The following is a 16,815-nucleotide window of genomic DNA, read 5'->3' as shown; positions in this document are numbered from 1 at the left end:
AAGAAAATTACCTTCTATTCAAGACCGCATTTATTTTATCGATAACCGCCTCAGGGGCTATGGTTTCCATAACCGATTCATAGCCCTTGGGAAATTTGTTCCCATAGACCGAGGTAGGGATCAATGGATATTGTTCCCTATCGGCCAAAAGCGCATTATTTGGGTCCTGACCAAACGGATAAAAACCTGCATAGGGATGGGTAACACCCCAAAAAGTAATGGTAGGTATCCCATAAATAGCCGCCAAGTGGGCATTTCCACTATCCATGGCCACCATGAGATCCAATTGGGAAATAACAGTCAATTCTTCCTCAAAGGCAATTTTCCCGGCCATATTTACACAATTTTTAAATTCTACAGCCCAGATATCCAACTGTTGCTCCTCTTTTTTGCCTCCTCCGAATAATAGAATTTTGAAATCCTTGTTTTCACAAAGAGCCTTAACCACCTTTCGCATTTGGGACAACGGATACATCTTACCCTCAAAGGCAGCAAATGGAGCAATTCCGATCCACTTTTCAGTTTTTGGCCCTACAACCTTTTCAATGGTTGCAGATATTTCACTTTGTGATGCAGGGGCGACCGATTCCAAATCAATAGGGAATCCTAATACGGCAAAAACATCGGCATATCGCTGATGGGTTGATTGTAATGGACGGAATACCTTGTTGGTATGGGCGGTAAGTGCCTTTTTGCCGGCGCGGCCCTTATCTATTTGTACGAAGGGAATATTGGTTAGCCTGAAAAAAGTTTTTAAAATGGAACTTCGCAGTACATAGTGTAGATCGGCCACTGCATCTATTTGAAGTGTGGTCAGCTCTTTAAAGAGTTTGTACAGCCCCAATACACCTTTATGTTTTCCTTTTACATCCGCAGCATAAACTACCACATTGGGAATACCCTGGAACAAAGGAGCAAAAAAACCTCTTGTCAATACGGTAACCTTCACATTCGGATATTGGTGGACCAAACCCGAGAGCACGGGAACCGTCATGGCCACATCTCCCATAGCTGACAGTCGGATTACCAGTAGGTGCACCGGCCTGTCTGAAGAATGTTCTAAAATCTTACCCTTTTTGGCCACGAAGAATAGGGTTTAATTCCTCATCGTTGTACATTTTCATTTGTTTATACACCTTCATGTACTTATTGCCAGCTTCAATATCTGCCAATAATTGATCAATGGCTGTAGAAAGATCTTTCTTTTGCTCTATAAGAACGTTTAACTTCTCTTGGCATTTTGCCAAGTGCTCTTGGGAAGCATCGGTCCGCTCTGCCTCCTCCTTCATATGATAGACCTTCAACGCCAAAATGGAAAGTCGGTCTATCGCCCAAGCAGGACTCTCGGTATTGATTGTGGCATTTGGCTTCTTTTCTACTACTTGGTATTTTTGTAGAAAATAGCTGTCAATGTATTCTACAAGATCCGTCCTGTCCTGATTGCTTGCATCGATCTTACGTTTTAAAACCAAGGCTGCCTTAGGATCTATATTTGGATCCCTAATGATATCCTCATAATGCCACTGGACGGTATCGATCCAGTTTTTTCTGTATAACAAATGGGCGATATCATCCTTTTCATATGGATTGTCAAAGGTTTGATCAACATCATCCTTTTCGTGATATTTCTGAATGCTTTCTTCAAAAATAGTATAGGCAAAGTCACTGAACATTATTGTGCATATTTAAGGCAAAGATACTTTTTATTTATTCAAAAGCTCCCCGAAGAAGACAAGGAAGGGAACGAGCACAGCAGCTATCAGTACCATCTCCTTCATGTTGGGCTTCTTTATGGATTCTATGTAATGTGTAAAGAAAATAACTGCTGGAAAAAATGTCATTAATACCGGATAGGTATTATCGGCGGAAATGAGCACCACCATGACCATGGAGATGAAAAAATAGAGCGCAATTAGTCGCATCGCTATGATCTTTCCGGAACCTGAGCTCCGTAATTTCACGAAGGCCACCAACCCTGCGATTGCAGTCATCAGGATATAGATTACCAATTTAATGCTGTTTCCAATATGGGTAAAATAGGCCACATTGAACTGAAAGTTAAATTGGTAATGGTCATTTAAAAATTCGGGGTTGTCAAAAATCAGCAAAATTCCATAAGCAATCATGGCCACGGTAAAAAATCCCGTAAATGGCACCAGCCAATTCCTACCATTTTTTGGGTCATATAAATAAATTGCAATAAACACCAGAACAAGATAGAATATGGCCCAATCGTAAAAGAGGCTGGCCACCATAATCCAAAGCGAGGCATCGTAAATTTTTACCTTTATGTTCTTCATGGATTTTATACTCAACAATCTTCTGGCTGCCAACAAAAGAAATACGTTGCACCATATGGCATTCTCATCGGTGAGCACCTCAGGAAAAACAACCATCAACATAGTGAAAAATAGGATGGCAAAAGAGTTGGTCTTGGTGAGTTTGTTACGTTTCAATATGAAATCAACCAGAAAAACACTGAACATCAGAAGAATCAAAAAACCCATTTTATAAAGTAATTCCTCGGATAGTCCGGTATCTACAAAAAGAAAAAAATGGGCAAACCAATAGAACAAAAACAAGAACACCAACAAAATAATGTAGTTAATAGGTTTTGTTTTGCCAAAAATGCTTGAAATCATTCTAGGTTTTTATATTTTTGTGCGGTAAAGATAAATAACATGACAGCATTTTTTGAAGGCATTGCGGATTTATTTGTGAACTTCCTGTTTTGGCCATTGGACCAATTGCGTTTTATGGAAAACTGGTGGGCGGCTAATTTTTTAAACTGGATGTTTATGATCATTGGTGCCGTAGCCATGGTTTACTGGATGATACAATTGAAAAAATTCAACGATGCCGGTGAGGAAAGTAAGGACGCCAACGCGCACTCCTTTCTTTAGTAGATTTCCGCAAGAATACATTAAAAATCCGCATTGGTTATAGCAATCTATATCCAATGCGGATTTTCTATTGTTTGAATTCTCCCTTTATTTTAGGTCGAAACCAAGATCTTTTCGGAAATACATCCCGTCAAATTGTAGCTTTTCCAAATTCTGATAGGATAAAGCCAGTGCTTCTCTGAAATTATTACCATAGGAGGTAATTGCCATGACTCTTCCGCCGTTGGTAACTACTTTACCATCTTTTAGGGTAGTACCGGCATGGAAGACCAAAGAATCAGAGATAGTATCATATCCCTTGATCTCCTTGCCCTTTTCGTAGGCTTCGGGATATCCTCCGGCAACGGTCATTACCGTGGTGGCGGTCCGCTCATCAATTTTCAGATCGATCTGGTCCAAGGTCTGGTTGGCTACTGCTTCGAACACCACTAGTAGATCATTCTGAATCCTAGGTAAAACCACCTCAGTCTCAGGATCCCCTAAACGAACGTTATATTCGATCACCTTAGGGTCATTCCCAACTTTGATCAAACCGATAAAAATAAATCCTTTATATGGCAAGTCGTCCTTTTTAAGACCTTCTACGGTAGGTTCCACCACTTGTTCATGTATCTTGTCCATAAACGCCTTATCCGCGAACGGCACAGGGGAGATAGCGCCCATTCCTCCTGTATTGAGTCCGGTATCACCTTCTCCTATGCGTTTGTAGTCTTTGGCTGTAGGCAATACCTTATAGTTTTCCCCATCGGTCAATACAAAAACACTCAGTTCTATACCCGACAAAAATTCCTCAATAACCACGGTAGCACTTGCATTACCAAATTTGGCATCTACGAGCATGCTCTGAAGTTCCTTTTTTGCGGCATCCAAATCATTTAAGATCACCACTCCTTTTCCAGCTGCCAAACCATCGGCCTTCAGCACATATGGCGGATTCAATGTTTCCAAAAATGCATAGCCTTGCTCCAGATTATTCCCAGTAAAACTTTTATAAGCCGCCGTGGGAATGTTGTGGCGCATCATAAATTCCTTGGCAAAGTCCTTGCTGCCTTCCAAGTTAGCTGCCGCCATTTGTGGACCTATAACAGGAATGTGTTGAATTTCTGAATCGTTCAAGAAGAAATCATGGACACCGTTCACCAGCGGATCTTCAGGACCCACCACGACCATTTGGATATTATGGGAAAGCACCGCTTTTTTGATGGCCTCAAAATCATTGACTCCAATTGCCAGGTTTTTTGCGATGGCTTCCGTTCCAGCATTGCCAGGGGCAACGAACAGTTGATCTAGTTTTGGACTTTGCTTTAATTTCCATGCTAAGGTGTGCTCACGGCCACCTGCACCAAGGATCAGGATGTTCATTTTTGTAAGTTTTGGGCAAAAATACAGTTTTCTCCTAGATAATATATTTTTAGTATCAAACGGAATGTAAAATGTAACTCTTAAAAGGAAAAATCAAACTTTCCAAAAGGCAAGTAATTATGAAATAGAATTGAGGATTCCAATCTGCTCTCGGGTCGTACTCCAATAAAAAACCCACCTTGACCGGTGGGTTTTTTTTATTTAGTTTCTATTTCTATCCGCAAAGTCTCGGTGTTCTGTCTTTACCAATTCCTCTTGGGATAAAGATTTAAAGTAATCAAAGGTCTTCTTCATCCCTTCTTCCCTACCAACCTTAGGTTCCCATCCCAATATTTCCTTGGCTCTGGAGATATCAGGTTGCCGCTGCATAGGATCATCTTTAGGTAATGGTTTATAGATGATTTTTTGATCCGTTCCAGTTAGTTTGATAATTTCCTCCGCAAAATCCTTGATGGTAATTTCATGTGGATTTCCAATATTGACAGGGTCGGTATAATCACTCATCAACAAGCGATAGATTCCTTCAATCTCATCATCCACATAACAGAAAGATCTGGTTTGTGAGCCGTCACCAAAAACGGTAAGATCTTCACCTCTTAATGCTTGCCCCATAAACGCAGGTATGACACGACCGTCGTTCAATCGCATTCTAGGTCCATAGGTGTTAAATATCCGCACGATACGGGTGTCTACCCCGTGGAATCGGTGATATGCCATGGTAATGGACTCTTGGAAGCGCTTGGCCTCATCATAGACCCCTCTAGGACCGATGGTGTTCACATTGCCGTAGTATTCCTCGGTTTGCGGGTGCACCAAAGGATCACCGTAGATTTCCGAGGTGGACGCAATAAGAATCCGTGCCCCTTTGTCCTTGGCCAATCCCAATAAATTGTGAGTACCCAATGCTCCTACTTTTAGGGTTTGGATCGGGATTTTCAAATAATCGATCGGACTTGCCGGTGAGGCAAAATGCAGAATATAATCCAATTTACCAGGCACGTGGACAAATTTGGTGACATCGTGGTGATAAAACTCAAATTGTTCCAACTGGAAAAGGTGGTCAATATTTTTTAGATCGCCAGTGATAAGATTGTCCATGGCGATGACATGAAAGCCCTCTTTAATAAAACGATCACATAAATGCGATCCCAAAAATCCAGCTGCCCCGGTAATTAAGACTCTTTTCATTCCAAATGCTTTTACTTACTTCTATAAAATTATCGAAAATACCATAATAAACTTCATGGTGGGATTATTCAAGATTAACAGCCAAAATAAAGGATTACTTGTATTAATATGCCTTCTCCTCCCCTTTGATGGCATTTAACACGGTTTGGAAAACTATTTTCATATCCAGGAACAGGGACCAGTTTTCAATATAGAAGATATCAAATTTAATCCGGTTCAAAATATCAACTTCTGTTTCTATTTCACCTCTATAACCTCTGACCTGTGCTAAACCGGTAATACCAGGCTTCACAAAATGCCGCAACATATATTTATCGACCTTATTGGCATATTCAAATGTATGCCTTACCATATGGGGTCTAGGGCCCACAACGGACATATTCCCAAAAAAAACATTGTAGAATTGTGGTAATTCATCAATACTGGTTCGTCTTATAAACCGACCAACTTTTGTAATCCTCATGTCATTTTTACTGGCCTGAAAACGATCGGCATCTTTGTTGGGCGCCATGGATCTGAATTTATAACAGTAAAACTCCTTATTATCTATACCATTCCTTTTTTGTCTAAAGAATATGGGTCCTTTGGATTCCAACGATATGATTATAGCCAATAAAGGTGTAAGCCAGGAGAGTAAACCAAGGATGACAATAATCGCAAAGATAACGTCGAAGCCTCTTTTAATAAATGAATTGATGGGATTGTGCAAGGGAATATCCCTTAAGGACAGAACAGGTATATAATCGTAATATTCAAACTTCAGCTTCTTTGCAAAGATGTTTTTATTGTCCGGTATAAACTTTAAGGTCTTAAGGTTGTTGTCCGCAAAATTGATAAACTCATTGATTTCACTATTCTTTAATTCGGAAATGGAGCAGTAAATTTCATCTATTTGTTTGATCAAGATATAATCAAACGTTTTTTGGATGTTAAATCCCCTATCCTTGGGACAAAATTGCTTTACAAAATGATATCCATATTCAGCCCTATTGGTGAACACTTCTATCAGCTGTTCTGTTTTTTTGTTTTTACCAATCACAACAACATTTCGCAAATTACCCTTTACCCGTTCCCTGTACTTCATGAGTAAAACATAATTGAGGAATTTAAAAGCCGAAACGGTCAACCCTACCAAAATGAAATATTGACCCAAAACCAATCGACTAATATTGGGCTGCTTAAAAAAGCCTATAAAAGCATAGAGCGTTAGAAAAAAGAATACGAACTGCGAAAAAATTAATTTTACGATATAGGTCACTTTGGTATATCGATATACCTCATAAAACTCATTTTTAAAGGATATGACCACCCATAAAATAGAAATATAAGTATGGAATAGAACAGGTGTCAAAAAATTAATGGGCAGGTAATAGGCAAAAAGGTTGATCACCGATAAATCCACCGCATAGGATATGGGGTTGATAAAACCAGAATAACGGTGTTGGTTAGAGAACATTATTTGGATTGGAAATTAATTCTAAACGCAAATATAATATTATAAAAATGATAAATTATGACCTAACAATATTCCTTATCTAAGCTTTTTAAATTTAGAATATTCTAATTCAACATAATTTTTCATTTCTAGTTCAAACCGGTTCTTTGAAAATTTTTCAACACTTTCCCGAATTATTTCGGGTTCAAAATTTAAACTTTCAAAATATAAAACTGCCTCCCTTATTGAATTGACAGATTGCTGACCGAAATGAACACCTGAAATCCCATGCTTAACCGTCTCCAACAGCCCCCCTCTACCGTAACCAATCACCGGAGTTCCACAAGCCTGAGCTTCCACAGGTACAATTCCAAAATCTTCTTCCGCTGCAAAAACAAATGCCTTGGCTGATTGCATGTAACGCTTTAATATTTCTTCGGAAACAAAACCTAAAAATTCAATATTATCTTTTGCTAATTTTTTAATTTTCTCAAAATCAGGACCTGTACCAGCAACCACCAATTTTTTGTCTGGCATTTCATTGAAAGCTTTTACAATTAGGTCAATTTTTTTATAGGGAACCATTCTAGAAGCCGTAAAATAGAAATCCTCTTTATTTCTTTCGAGCTTAAAAGACTCAGTGTCCACTGGCGGATAGATCACCTTTGATTCTCTTCTGTATACCTTAAATATTCTCCTTGCAATAAATTCAGAGTTTGCCACGAAATGATCAACACGATTTGAACTTATTATATCCCAATTACGCATCTTATGTAGCACATACTTTGCATATATCCCTTTCATTCCTTTATCCAAGCCTGCCTCATTTAAGTATTGGTGATATAGATCCCAGGCATACCTCATAGGGGAGTGGCAATAACAAATGTGCAATTGATCCTGATGTGTAATAACCCCTTTTGCAATGGAAGAAGAGGAACTCAAAACAAAATCATATTCTTCCAAATTAAATTGTTCAATAGCATAAGGGAACATTTGAAGAAATTTCCGGTGATTGGACTTTGCTGTTGGCAATTTTTGAATAAAACTAGTTTTGACCATTTGCCCATTCAATATATAAGCCCTGTCTTTTTCAGATAAAAAATCTACTAACCCAAAATGTTCAAAGTCCGACCATATTTGGTTAAAAGAATGAATAACCTTTTCTGCTCCTCCATTTATATAATACCAATCGTGTATTAAAGCTTTTTTCATAATTCAAATATCTATTTACACCTATCGACTAAAAAACATCAAGGAAGTTATTGTAAAACTTACAAATAATACTACGGCCGATTTATAAAAATAAATGTCCTTTTTATACAGACTATAATATTGAATAATACATGCAATAAAAATTGATGAGTATAATGTATAAGCAACCAGTTCAAAAGTCATAGACGCTTTAAACAGCAAAAGGATTGACATAAATACCACTACAAGTATTATGAACCTAATATTGTTTTGTTTCATTAAATTCTCTCTATCTATTATATTAGAATTTAGTGCGGAAGCAATCCATACTACCATTTGAGATGAAAGAATAAAAAATACAGCGCTATTGTCAGAATAGGTCTCTCTAAAAAATGTTGACAGAGAGTTCATTACTATAGGCGAACTGTAATAGAAAACAATTGAAAAACTAAAAATAAAGGCAAAAAATCCAGCAAAATAGTTGTCTAGAATCTGTGGCTTAACAGTATATATTTTTTTAAAATATGTAATATTGATTATTTGATGAACCATAACCACTATAGCTGCAAGTCTGTAATAAAATCCATAAATACCTACTTCATCGAATCCAAAAAACCATTCCACAACTATTCTCCCTGATGAGGTTATTAAAAAAATAAGAAAAGAAGCTATTAACAGATTTTTACTGTACCTCAGAATTAGCTTATAATGTACTACAATATTCTTTTTGTCCGCTTTGCTGAAGTTCTTTACTCCCAAAAATGCATAGTAAATACCATACAGGAAAATAATACAATTAATGGCAGGAATAGAAATGGCAACTAATTTTAGTTTGAAAATTATATAGGAAACGAAAAGAACTAAGTAAACACCGGAGTCTAAAACTACCGCTAATGCTGACTTCTCATGACTTTTCAGTTGTATCGAATAGAATATTTGATTGGAAATCACGAATGCAATATTCATGGCTAGAAATATTTGCTCATCAACAGCTTTAAATAAGTATAAAATTGTGTTAACTATAAAAACCAGTAACAACCATAGAGGATGAATGCTAAATCCATTTCTAACATTGATTTTTTTCTTTTTAAGGATAAAATATGGGTATGATCCTGGCACTCCTAAATTTAGCAGGGTATTTAAAACAAAACCTAAGCCTGAAAGCGCATATTCAAGAATACCAAAAGACTCAATACTTAGAATTTCAGCAAACAACAATGGCGTTAAAAACACAAGCCCTTTACTAACTGCAAAAGAAATGAAGAACCAAAATTGGTTTTTAAGAAATAAAAATATTTTACTAAAACCGGAGTTGTAAAATATTTTTTGAATATCCCAATTATTCATGTAAAACAGATTTCAATTCTTTGTCGTAGCCAAGAAAAAACGGAATGAAAAAAGCGAAAATCATAACACCATGTTGTCTTTCCAATAAAGATTCAAAAAAACAAGAAATAGCAAAGGAAAATATCATAAATAAATAATATTTGTCCTTAAAGGAGGCTTTTTGAAATAAATAAAAAATTAAGATTAAGAATGAAGTGCCACCAAGCAATCCAATTCTTAGAAACTCAGTGATATATTGATTATGGCAGTTTAAATTTAATTTTAAGCCTGTCTTAAAATTTATCTCCTCAAAACGATTGTATAAAACTTCTTGATAATCTCCAGTCCCAACACCAAATGGTAAGTTTTTAATTATTTCAGACAGCGAGATATTCCAAATCAATATTCTATGTTCAAATGTATTTTGGGTATATGTAACACTGTTTTTAGTTTTAATTATCTCTATATCAAAATCAGTAGTTTTAACAAAAACTTCATATTTAGATTTGAACTCTTTTGTTGAATAACTCATTAGAAGTAAAAAAACTAAGCTTATAGTTATAACCGAAAGGATTTTAATTTTTAAACTACTTGTGCGAAGGACTTTATATAGCCCAATTAAGAGAAGAACGAATGCAAGAACAAAAGAAGTTTTGTTATTTAATATCATTATACAGAAAAACAAAAAAGTTATGCATAAAATATTTATAACAAGCTGCTTTTTCTTTTCTAATTCATAAAAACAATGTAAAATAGGTATGAATAAGATAAATGCAATATAAAACTGACTTGCACCAATTCTTCTATATATAGCATATTGCACAAACGTACCCAATTGCCTGGATTCGATATAAAGATGGTTAAAAATCAAAAGGAGAAACGAAAATATTACTAAATATTTGACATATTTTAATATAACCTCATAGTGTTTGAGGTTCAGTTGTTCACTTATCCATATGGCAGGCAATATTATCAATGGTGACAAGCTTATCACTTTGTTCAATCCTTGTTGCCAATTTTGGCTATAACTGAGACCTACAAGGATAAAGATAAAATACAAGCCATAAATTAGCACGGCTCTATTTTTAGATAAAATTTTTAATTTATGACTTACATTATTTTTATCTATAAAAAAGAATAACAAGAACACACCAAACATTATTGAGCTAATGGCAAAGGACCATATAAAGCTCATAAAAAAGATAATTGTTAAAAAGGAGAGAATTTTTTGCCTAGGTTCCCTAATTGATCTTATTTTCAAAAACATCTATTCTTTTAACTATAATGTTACTTTCGAGTTCATCAACAATTAGCGTGTCCCTATACTTGGTATCCAAAACCAATCTTTCAATGACTGTAGGCATATTTGGTTTACCCTTATCCAATTTTAAAGGAAACCCCTCCGGTGAATTCTTGGTATAAACAGTTATATTTTTGAACATACAATTATTGCATCTGTTTATCCAAACACCAGATTTTATATGTTCCTGGCCAGATTTCGCCTCTTGCATTTTGGACATAAATCTTGTTGTTCCCTTTCCAAAATTATAAATGACTAAGGTATCAATTTTATGATTATTACCTGTTATATATGCACCATGAGTATCGGAAGAATTAATAATTACTTTTTTAATAAATACGCTGTTTGGACTATCTCCCATTCCATCTATAACCAAAGCTGCATGTGTATTTATATATGCTTTGTTCATTCCCGAACCAGAGTCATCAATTTCCAAGTGATTTATATGCAAATTAGATACTCCTTTGTAGATGTGGCAACCCCTACTTCTAAGTCCACTGAGATTTTTGGTCGTATCCGACTTTAGTATCAAGCTTTCAATTAATACTTTATTAGCTTGATGTATGCCGAATCTATCAAAAAGCACCAATTGCCCCCTTAATTTTATATCCGATGATTTTATATTTTTGGAACCAGAGATGGTTAATGCATTAAAACTTGTGTTAAGGAAATTAAGTTTTAAATTTTTCCTTGATTTAATATTCAGATCATGTGGGTAATCGCCTGTAATAAAGGTGATTTCAATATTTCTTTTTTCAGCGAGGTCCAATAGACTTATTATTACAGGTTTTCCTGTAATCGGATTAATTTCAGTATTTGTAGAATTGGGAAAAACACCATAACGCCTAGCATCTCCAACAACATATTCGGCATTAATTACATAGCCTTGGTCATTTACCGAACTAATTACAGTCTCCTTTTTTTTTTCTAAATTATTCTTACAGTTCCAAGCAAAAATGATTGGTGTTAAACCTAACAAAAGAAGAAATACTCTATGATTCATAAGTGGCTATTTATGTGGCTTCAAAAAAGAGAATACAATTAGCCAGTAAAAAAGATTTGCGGAGGCGCCCAAATGAAACGTTTGAACAAACATACAAAATATAAACAAAAATATATAGAACACATCCATTGGGGTTTTCTTTATAGAAACAATAATTATAAGAATTATCGGAATAAAATAATATACAAACCCTACAATTCCATTATTCAACAGTAAAGTTAACCAACCATTCTCGGCATTATTGTTATACACACTTTCAAATTTTCCATTGTTTCCAAAAATAAGGTGAGTTAAATCTGTATGCATCAACATTTTAAAACCATCGATCCAAAACTGGATTCTATCAGAATTTCCCTTATTGGAAGTATTAAAAGCCTCAGTTAACCTTTCTATAGATGCTTTATCCAAAACACTAAAAAATAAAACTATAACTGATATAAAACTAGTGAGTATAATTAAGAGCGTTTTTGGTTTAAGTATAAATGAGCCTATATCGTATCTTTTAAAGTAATAAAGTGCGATAACACCCACACAGACAACTATTCCCAATCTTCCATTAGCAAAAATAGAAATCAGAAGTATCGCGTAGAGAAGTTTGAGATTATTCCTGAACAATAAGGCCGCACCAATTGCAAACTGTGATAATGCTAAAGGCCCTTCGAAATATACCTTTGCTCTAAAAATGCCCGACAATCCACCAAAAAAAACTTCATCTAATCTTCTAAAACCCAAATATGTCTGTCTTTCTACAACAAAAAGATACTCTTTAGTCACGAATTCATAAAACGCCAATAACAATGTGCAAAAAATAAAGACTTTAATTGCCTTTAAGAAGAACTCATAGTTGTTGATTATTACAATAGCGGTAATTGCACTTAGGTATACGTTTATATCATAAGGAACAAGCCAAAAAGGGCTGGATATTGCGTAAATTATTAAGGATACGGATAAATAGAAAAATAATTGATGATCTATTTTTATCTTACCGGTAATAAAAATATTGAGTAAAAAAAAGATGTAAGCCAAAAACAAAAATGCCGGTCTAAAACTAAAGGAATCAAAGACTATCTCAGCAATTAAATAAAAATAAAACCCTACAATTATTAGGATCACGCTTAGGTTTCCCAATATATTGGAGGGTGTTATTCTATTAATATTTAATTTTAAACCATTATACATTTTTAATATACACTTCTTCTACCGATTGAAAGTCATCCATTCTATCAAGTTTTGACTTTACTTTTTCCATATCATTATCGATATACCTCAACGATTGACTCACATACATTCCTGATTCCACGAGATTTTTGGAAACCGTGCTTCCTGCACCAATATGAATAGCCTCATTAACCACAACCCCTGGATTAAAAATACAACTAGATCCAACATAAACGTTGTTCTTGATTATAATTTCACCGTCTATTCTGATTCTCTGACTGCCCTTATCTGAATGATAGTAACCATGTGTCCATAACTGGGTACCGATCCCTGCGATAATAGAATTTTCCCCTATTTCTATGGACCTCGTTAGATCTAAAAAATGGTTGGAGACTATGAACGAATTATATCCCAAACTCAAAACAGCATTGCCATATGAGATGGGTGGGTTGGACCTTCTAATTTTGTTTTGTTTTGAAATTCCCGCCTTACTATCCAAAGACATTTCGAAAGGCCCGTTTATTATGTTAAATCTTCCTATAAAACTTCCGTCTTTTAGTACAAGTTTTTTTATTTTGATGAAATTGAAATTGTTAATCTTAGCATTATTATTTAATTCTATCCTTTTTATCAATAGCACTGAAATTCCTATTTTCGATTTGTAAGAAATTTTATGCCCAAGGGAATTCAATAAAAATATTTTAATAATATTTATTGGGATAAATCCAAATAATAAAGTTAATAATGTAATCATTCCAGTAGTTTACATATTGATTAATTGATTCCTGTAAACGATAAAAGAAACAAGGTAATAAACTTTGAGTAAAAATTTATCATCAGTCATTTTCCATTCCTTCTTGTTGTTCAAAAACTTTGAAACGAAATTATTCAATTGGTATTCACGTATAAATGAAGATTTGGATTCTAAATCTTCATTTATGATTTTTTTCAAAATAAGATCTAACCCTTGTGTAAATATAAGATGTCCCGTTCTTGAAACAGCTTTTGACCTCAGGTAAGTTTTTTTGTCTATTTTATCTATTAAAGCTTCACGAAGAACAAACTTATTAATCCTACTTGAATTATCACTGAATTGAGCCTTGCCAACCATCGTTTTAATTGAAAGCTCGAAAGGTATGCTTGCCGAAAATTTAGCTAGATCGATATCATAAAATGGCATTGCCAGTTTAGCCCCTTTGACATTTGCCATATCTACCATATAACGGATATCGTTTACGTATTGTTCAGGCCATTTTTTTAGTACGATGTTGTTGTAAAGTGACCGCTTATCAGAAATTTTATCTAAAGAAAATTCATATTTAGCCTTAATTTTATCAAAATGATCTATCGGAAGTTTAAGTGCTTCAAGAATGGTCTTGTCTGCCTTGAAGTAAAATAACTCAATGTATTTTTTAGTATTGAAAATGAACAATGCTCTTCTCAGGCCAAGGAAGTACTTGCTTTTGGAATTAGTGACCTTCAAAAGGAAAGAGAACATTAGTTTGAAAGGCCATAATAAGAGATCAAAAACGTAAAACACTGTTTTAAATCCTTTTTTGGATAATTTAAATATTTTAAATGCGATATCGTCAAGGGCATTTAATGATGGCGTATGTAAACGGGTATCTTGTCCTGCAAAATAAGTTGTATGTTTGGAGTTGGATAACTGATTTCCAAATATCCACATTCCAGGATAAGGATTGTTCATTTTTAGAATCTCCTGCTTAAAGAGTTTTTCATTCAATTCATTTGAAAAATCCCTTTCTATAATTAATAAGTTGTTATCTAAATGATTTGCTATACTTTCAGCGTAAACGGTTTCATCCTGCTCAGTACCTTTGACCTTGAATGAGTGATTTACAATATTTTCTTTTCCCGTAAGATCATTCAGAGCAATTAACATGGCTACAGAATCGATTCCCCCAGACAAGAAAACCACATTCTTATCGTTTACATAATTTTTGTGTGCCTCAACTATTTCCATTCTCAGCCTTTTTATATTTTCTTCTTCTGAGAGCTGATTTTCTTCTTCCAATATTTCGGGTAGATTGAAAGTGTTTTTTAGGATATCAAATTTTTTACTTAGCACTAATTCACCCCCTTGCCTTAATTGCTCAATTCCCTTATAAATTGTCTGCCCATCCCACAAAAAATCAAAATATAACATTTGGTACACGGCTATCTTATCAAGCTCCTTTGCTTTTCTAAGTGCCAAAGAGTGTACATTGGTACATATAGAGACCTCTTTTTCATTTATGTGGTAATAGCCCGTACAAATTCCTGAAAGATCCCTATGAACTGAAATTTGGTTATCTTCCTTTTTTACTATTACCCAGAAGCCGTCCTTTTTGAAAGAATCATAAATAATTCTTTGTGTTACTTTTTCCGGAGCACTGAGTATTCCGTTGATATATTCTTCTGAGTAATTTGATTTCAAGAACAAATAAAACTTTGAGTTCTCAAAGAATACCTCCTTTTCTTCTAACTGATAATGAATAGTAAAGTTGTTACATATTCTATTATCAAAGTTTTCTGCAGCCTTAACATGGTCTAAAATTATTTGCATTTTCTCGACTTAATTTCTGGATTAGAATTTTTCAAACAATGGTAATTAATCAAAATATATACCTGTTGAAAGAATTATTTTTTGAGTATTGATTCAAAAGCTTTAACAAGGTCTGCAATATTATTAGGGGACATACAATTCTTGTCACTAAACGGATCAGAAATTATACCCTTATAACTACTGCGATTCAGAACATTTATAAAATCTATCTTTTCTTGGTTAGTAAGAGGAGAATATTTTTTTTCTATCCTATTAATTATCGACATTAAGTCATTTTCCAAGATTGAAATAAATTCACAATTACCTGCTTTATTGTTTATTGTTTTTACCAAAGTAGCAATTGGTTTATTGCTCAAAATACACTCTATAGCGATAGTTCCCGTAACTGTAAGAACTAGATTCATATGGGGCAAAACATTATCCATCTTAGTAGAATGATGTAAGCTTATTATATTAGCTTTATTGTTGACTAATGAAATTAACTCATTTGTTAGTTCATATTTAGATTTAGGATTTGGTTTTATATAAAGCAAACAATTATCTGGTAGTATATCAGCTAATCTTCTAATGAGATTTGTTTGGTCCCTGTATTTTTTCCCCCAAACATCAATATTTGCCTCTGGTTGCATTTGTAGAGGATATAAAATCTTATACGAAGAGCAATTATCAATAAGTTTTTTAGCGCTATCATCCCAAACTTCAATATTTCTTTTTTTCTTTTTTTCTATTTTATACTTTACTATGGGGCTTGGCGTGTTATACTTTTCTCCCTTTGCGTAAGAAATTAATTTTTTCAACTTGTCCTCTAAAATACGTTGTTTAGAAACCGGAGAGGGTTTCATATAATCAGGAACTGTTTTTCTATTAATTATTTGATCTATTACTTCCTCAGCATCTCTAATTGATAACTCTTCATTACTGCCTTTGTATGGCTCCAAGGAATCGTATTTATAAAATGAAAAGCGACCAATAGGATATCTACATGTTGATGGATTCAAATAAGGAATCTTTTGATTTTTACAATTCGCTATGGTCAAAAGCTCATGAAAAGCGGTAGATTCACCAAATACATAATCAGGGTTTAGATTTTTGAGGTATTTTTTGATGACAGAATTATAGTAATAAAAATAAGAGGTATCTTTTTTCCCAAAATGATTAATCTGCCTGTCACTTCTAATAACTTCTTCAACGGCCTCATCCTCCTCAAAATGAACACTTTTTTCTGTCGGATATTCTATTACAAACTTCTCAAAATCTCCGGAGGGTAAAAATTGTTTGTTTTGAATAAGCCAATGTATTTCATGGCCACTTTTGGCTAATTGATCGGCAATTTTATCGTAAAAAAATGTTTTATATCTGTTCTCTATAAAAAGTAACTTCATC

General features: G+C 34.4%; 15 protein-coding genes. 1 reads left to right on the top strand and 14 read right to left on the bottom strand.

Going from position 1 to position 16,815, the window contains the following annotated elements; all coding sequences use genetic code 11:
- Nucleotides 1–7 precede the first annotated feature (7 nt).
- Genes WAA86_RS01995 through WAA86_RS01985 form a run of 3 tightly spaced genes read right to left on the bottom strand, consistent with a single transcriptional unit; the run spans nucleotide 8 to nucleotide 2,642 of the window.
- Complete coding sequence (locus tag WAA86_RS01995; RefSeq protein ID WP_337299489.1) at nucleotides 8–1,009, bottom strand: glycosyltransferase family 9 protein; 1,002 nt, start codon at nucleotides 1,007–1,009, stop codon at nucleotides 8–10.
- A 58-nt stretch (nucleotides 1,010–1,067) separates the two neighbouring features.
- The gene (locus WAA86_RS01990) at nucleotides 1,068–1,673 is read right to left on the bottom strand and encodes a DUF4254 domain-containing protein (protein ID WP_337299292.1); all 606 of its coding nucleotides are present in this window, start codon (nucleotides 1,671–1,673) and stop codon (nucleotides 1,068–1,070) included.
- Nucleotides 1,674–1,703: 30 nt separating this feature from the next.
- On the bottom strand, nucleotides 1,704–2,642 hold the full coding sequence (locus WAA86_RS01985; protein ID WP_337299291.1) for a DUF6427 family protein: 939 nt from the start codon (nucleotides 2,640–2,642) through the stop codon (nucleotides 1,704–1,706).
- 39 nt (nucleotides 2,643–2,681) lie between these two features.
- On the opposite strand from WAA86_RS01985, the gene WAA86_RS01980 reads away from it, so the two are divergent.
- Entirely contained in the window at nucleotides 2,682–2,903 is a 222-nt protein-coding gene (locus tag WAA86_RS01980; protein ID WP_337299290.1) for a DUF6341 family protein, read from the top strand.
- Between the two features lie 87 nt (nucleotides 2,904–2,990).
- Here WAA86_RS01980 and purD read toward each other — a convergent pair whose 3' ends face one another.
- The 11 genes from purD to WAA86_RS01925 form a co-directional block, all read right to left on the bottom strand.
- Nucleotides 2,991–4,265, bottom strand: coding sequence for a phosphoribosylamine--glycine ligase (gene purD / locus WAA86_RS01975; RefSeq protein ID WP_337299289.1), 1,275 nt, complete (start codon nucleotides 4,263–4,265; stop codon nucleotides 2,991–2,993).
- Between the two features lie 201 nt (nucleotides 4,266–4,466).
- Nucleotides 4,467–5,453 (bottom strand): UDP-glucuronic acid decarboxylase family protein, encoded by a 987-nt coding sequence (locus WAA86_RS01970; protein ID WP_337299288.1) that lies wholly within the window; start codon nucleotides 5,451–5,453, stop codon nucleotides 4,467–4,469.
- A gap of 103 nt (nucleotides 5,454–5,556) precedes the next feature.
- Entirely contained in the window at nucleotides 5,557–6,909 is a 1,353-nt protein-coding gene (locus WAA86_RS01965) for an exopolysaccharide biosynthesis polyprenyl glycosylphosphotransferase (RefSeq protein WP_337299287.1), read from the bottom strand.
- A 75-nt stretch (nucleotides 6,910–6,984) separates the two neighbouring features.
- Entirely contained in the window at nucleotides 6,985–8,100 is a 1,116-nt protein-coding gene (locus WAA86_RS01960) for a glycosyltransferase family 4 protein (protein WP_337299286.1), read from the bottom strand.
- A 21-nt stretch (nucleotides 8,101–8,121) separates the two neighbouring features.
- Entirely contained in the window at nucleotides 8,122–9,426 is a 1,305-nt protein-coding gene (locus WAA86_RS01955) for a lipopolysaccharide biosynthesis protein (protein ID WP_337299285.1), read from the bottom strand.
- The gene (locus WAA86_RS01950) at nucleotides 9,419–10,600 is read right to left on the bottom strand and encodes an O-antigen ligase family protein (protein WP_337299284.1); all 1,182 of its coding nucleotides are present in this window, start codon (nucleotides 10,598–10,600) and stop codon (nucleotides 9,419–9,421) included. Before WAA86_RS01950 ends, WAA86_RS01955 begins: the two co-directional genes overlap by 8 nt.
- A 46-nt stretch (nucleotides 10,601–10,646) precedes the next feature.
- Complete coding sequence (locus tag WAA86_RS01945; RefSeq protein WP_337299283.1) at nucleotides 10,647–11,708, bottom strand: hypothetical protein; 1,062 nt, start codon at nucleotides 11,706–11,708, stop codon at nucleotides 10,647–10,649.
- Between the two features lie 6 nt (nucleotides 11,709–11,714).
- Nucleotides 11,715–12,887, bottom strand: a complete 1,173-nt coding sequence (locus WAA86_RS01940; protein WP_337299282.1) for a hypothetical protein — start codon at nucleotides 12,885–12,887, stop codon at nucleotides 11,715–11,717.
- Nucleotides 12,880–13,620 carry an acyltransferase gene (locus tag WAA86_RS01935; RefSeq protein ID WP_337299281.1) on the bottom strand — a complete coding sequence of 247 codons (741 nt, stop codon included), beginning with the start codon at nucleotides 13,618–13,620 and terminating at the stop codon, nucleotides 12,880–12,882. Before WAA86_RS01935 ends, WAA86_RS01940 begins: the two co-directional genes overlap by 8 nt.
- A gap of 9 nt (nucleotides 13,621–13,629) precedes the next feature.
- Nucleotides 13,630–15,432, bottom strand: coding sequence for an asparagine synthase-related protein (locus tag WAA86_RS01930; RefSeq protein WP_337299280.1), 1,803 nt, complete (start codon nucleotides 15,430–15,432; stop codon nucleotides 13,630–13,632).
- Nucleotides 15,433–15,506: 74 nt separating this feature from the next.
- Complete coding sequence (locus tag WAA86_RS01925) at nucleotides 15,507–16,814, bottom strand: hypothetical protein (protein ID WP_337299279.1); 1,308 nt, start codon at nucleotides 16,812–16,814, stop codon at nucleotides 15,507–15,509.
- Nucleotide 16,815: the final 1 nt, after the last annotated feature.

The sequence above is a fragment of the Sediminicola sp. 1XM1-17 genome (genome assembly GCF_037203765.1).
Classification (GTDB): domain Bacteria; phylum Bacteroidota; class Bacteroidia; order Flavobacteriales; family Flavobacteriaceae; genus Sediminicola.
The sequence above is the reverse complement of the archived record's forward strand: the minus strand, read 5'-3'. Positions and strand labels throughout refer to the sequence as shown.

What these genes read in the sequence shown, in the direction of transcription:
- WAA86_RS01995 (WP_337299489.1), bottom strand. Translation starts at nt 1,009, where the DNA reads ATGGGAGATGTGGCCATGACGGTTCCCGTGCTCTCGGGTTTGGTCCAC.
- WAA86_RS01945 (WP_337299283.1), bottom strand. Translation starts at nt 11,708, where the DNA reads ATGAATCATAGAGTATTTCTTCTTTTGTTAGGTTTAACACCAATCATT.
- WAA86_RS01990 (WP_337299292.1), bottom strand. Translation starts at nt 1,673, where the DNA reads ATGTTCAGTGACTTTGCCTATACTATTTTTGAAGAAAGCATTCAGAAA.
- WAA86_RS01980 (WP_337299290.1), top strand. Translation starts at nt 2,682, where the DNA reads ATGACAGCATTTTTTGAAGGCATTGCGGATTTATTTGTGAACTTCCTG.
- WAA86_RS01985 (WP_337299291.1), bottom strand. Translation starts at nt 2,642, where the DNA reads ATGATTTCAAGCATTTTTGGCAAAACAAAACCTATTAACTACATTATT.
- WAA86_RS01935 (WP_337299281.1), bottom strand. Translation starts at nt 13,620, where the DNA reads ATGATTACATTATTAACTTTATTATTTGGATTTATCCCAATAAATATT.
- purD (WP_337299289.1), bottom strand. Translation starts at nt 4,265, where the DNA reads ATGAACATCCTGATCCTTGGTGCAGGTGGCCGTGAGCACACCTTAGCA.
- WAA86_RS01940 (WP_337299282.1), bottom strand. Translation starts at nt 12,887, where the DNA reads ATGTATAATGGTTTAAAATTAAATATTAATAGAATAACACCCTCCAAT.
- WAA86_RS01970 (WP_337299288.1), bottom strand. Translation starts at nt 5,453, where the DNA reads ATGAAAAGAGTCTTAATTACCGGGGCAGCTGGATTTTTGGGATCGCAT.
- WAA86_RS01960 (WP_337299286.1), bottom strand. Translation starts at nt 8,100, where the DNA reads ATGAAAAAAGCTTTAATACACGATTGGTATTATATAAATGGAGGAGCA.
- WAA86_RS01950 (WP_337299284.1), bottom strand. Translation starts at nt 10,600, where the DNA reads ATGAGCTTTATATGGTCCTTTGCCATTAGCTCAATAATGTTTGGTGTG.
- WAA86_RS01965 (WP_337299287.1), bottom strand. Translation starts at nt 6,909, where the DNA reads ATGTTCTCTAACCAACACCGTTATTCTGGTTTTATCAACCCCATATCC.
- WAA86_RS01930 (WP_337299280.1), bottom strand. Translation starts at nt 15,432, where the DNA reads ATGCAAATAATTTTAGACCATGTTAAGGCTGCAGAAAACTTTGATAAT.
- WAA86_RS01925 (WP_337299279.1), bottom strand. Translation starts at nt 16,814, where the DNA reads ATGAAGTTACTTTTTATAGAGAACAGATATAAAACATTTTTTTACGAT.
- WAA86_RS01955 (WP_337299285.1), bottom strand. Translation starts at nt 9,426, where the DNA reads ATGAATAATTGGGATATTCAAAAAATATTTTACAACTCCGGTTTTAGT.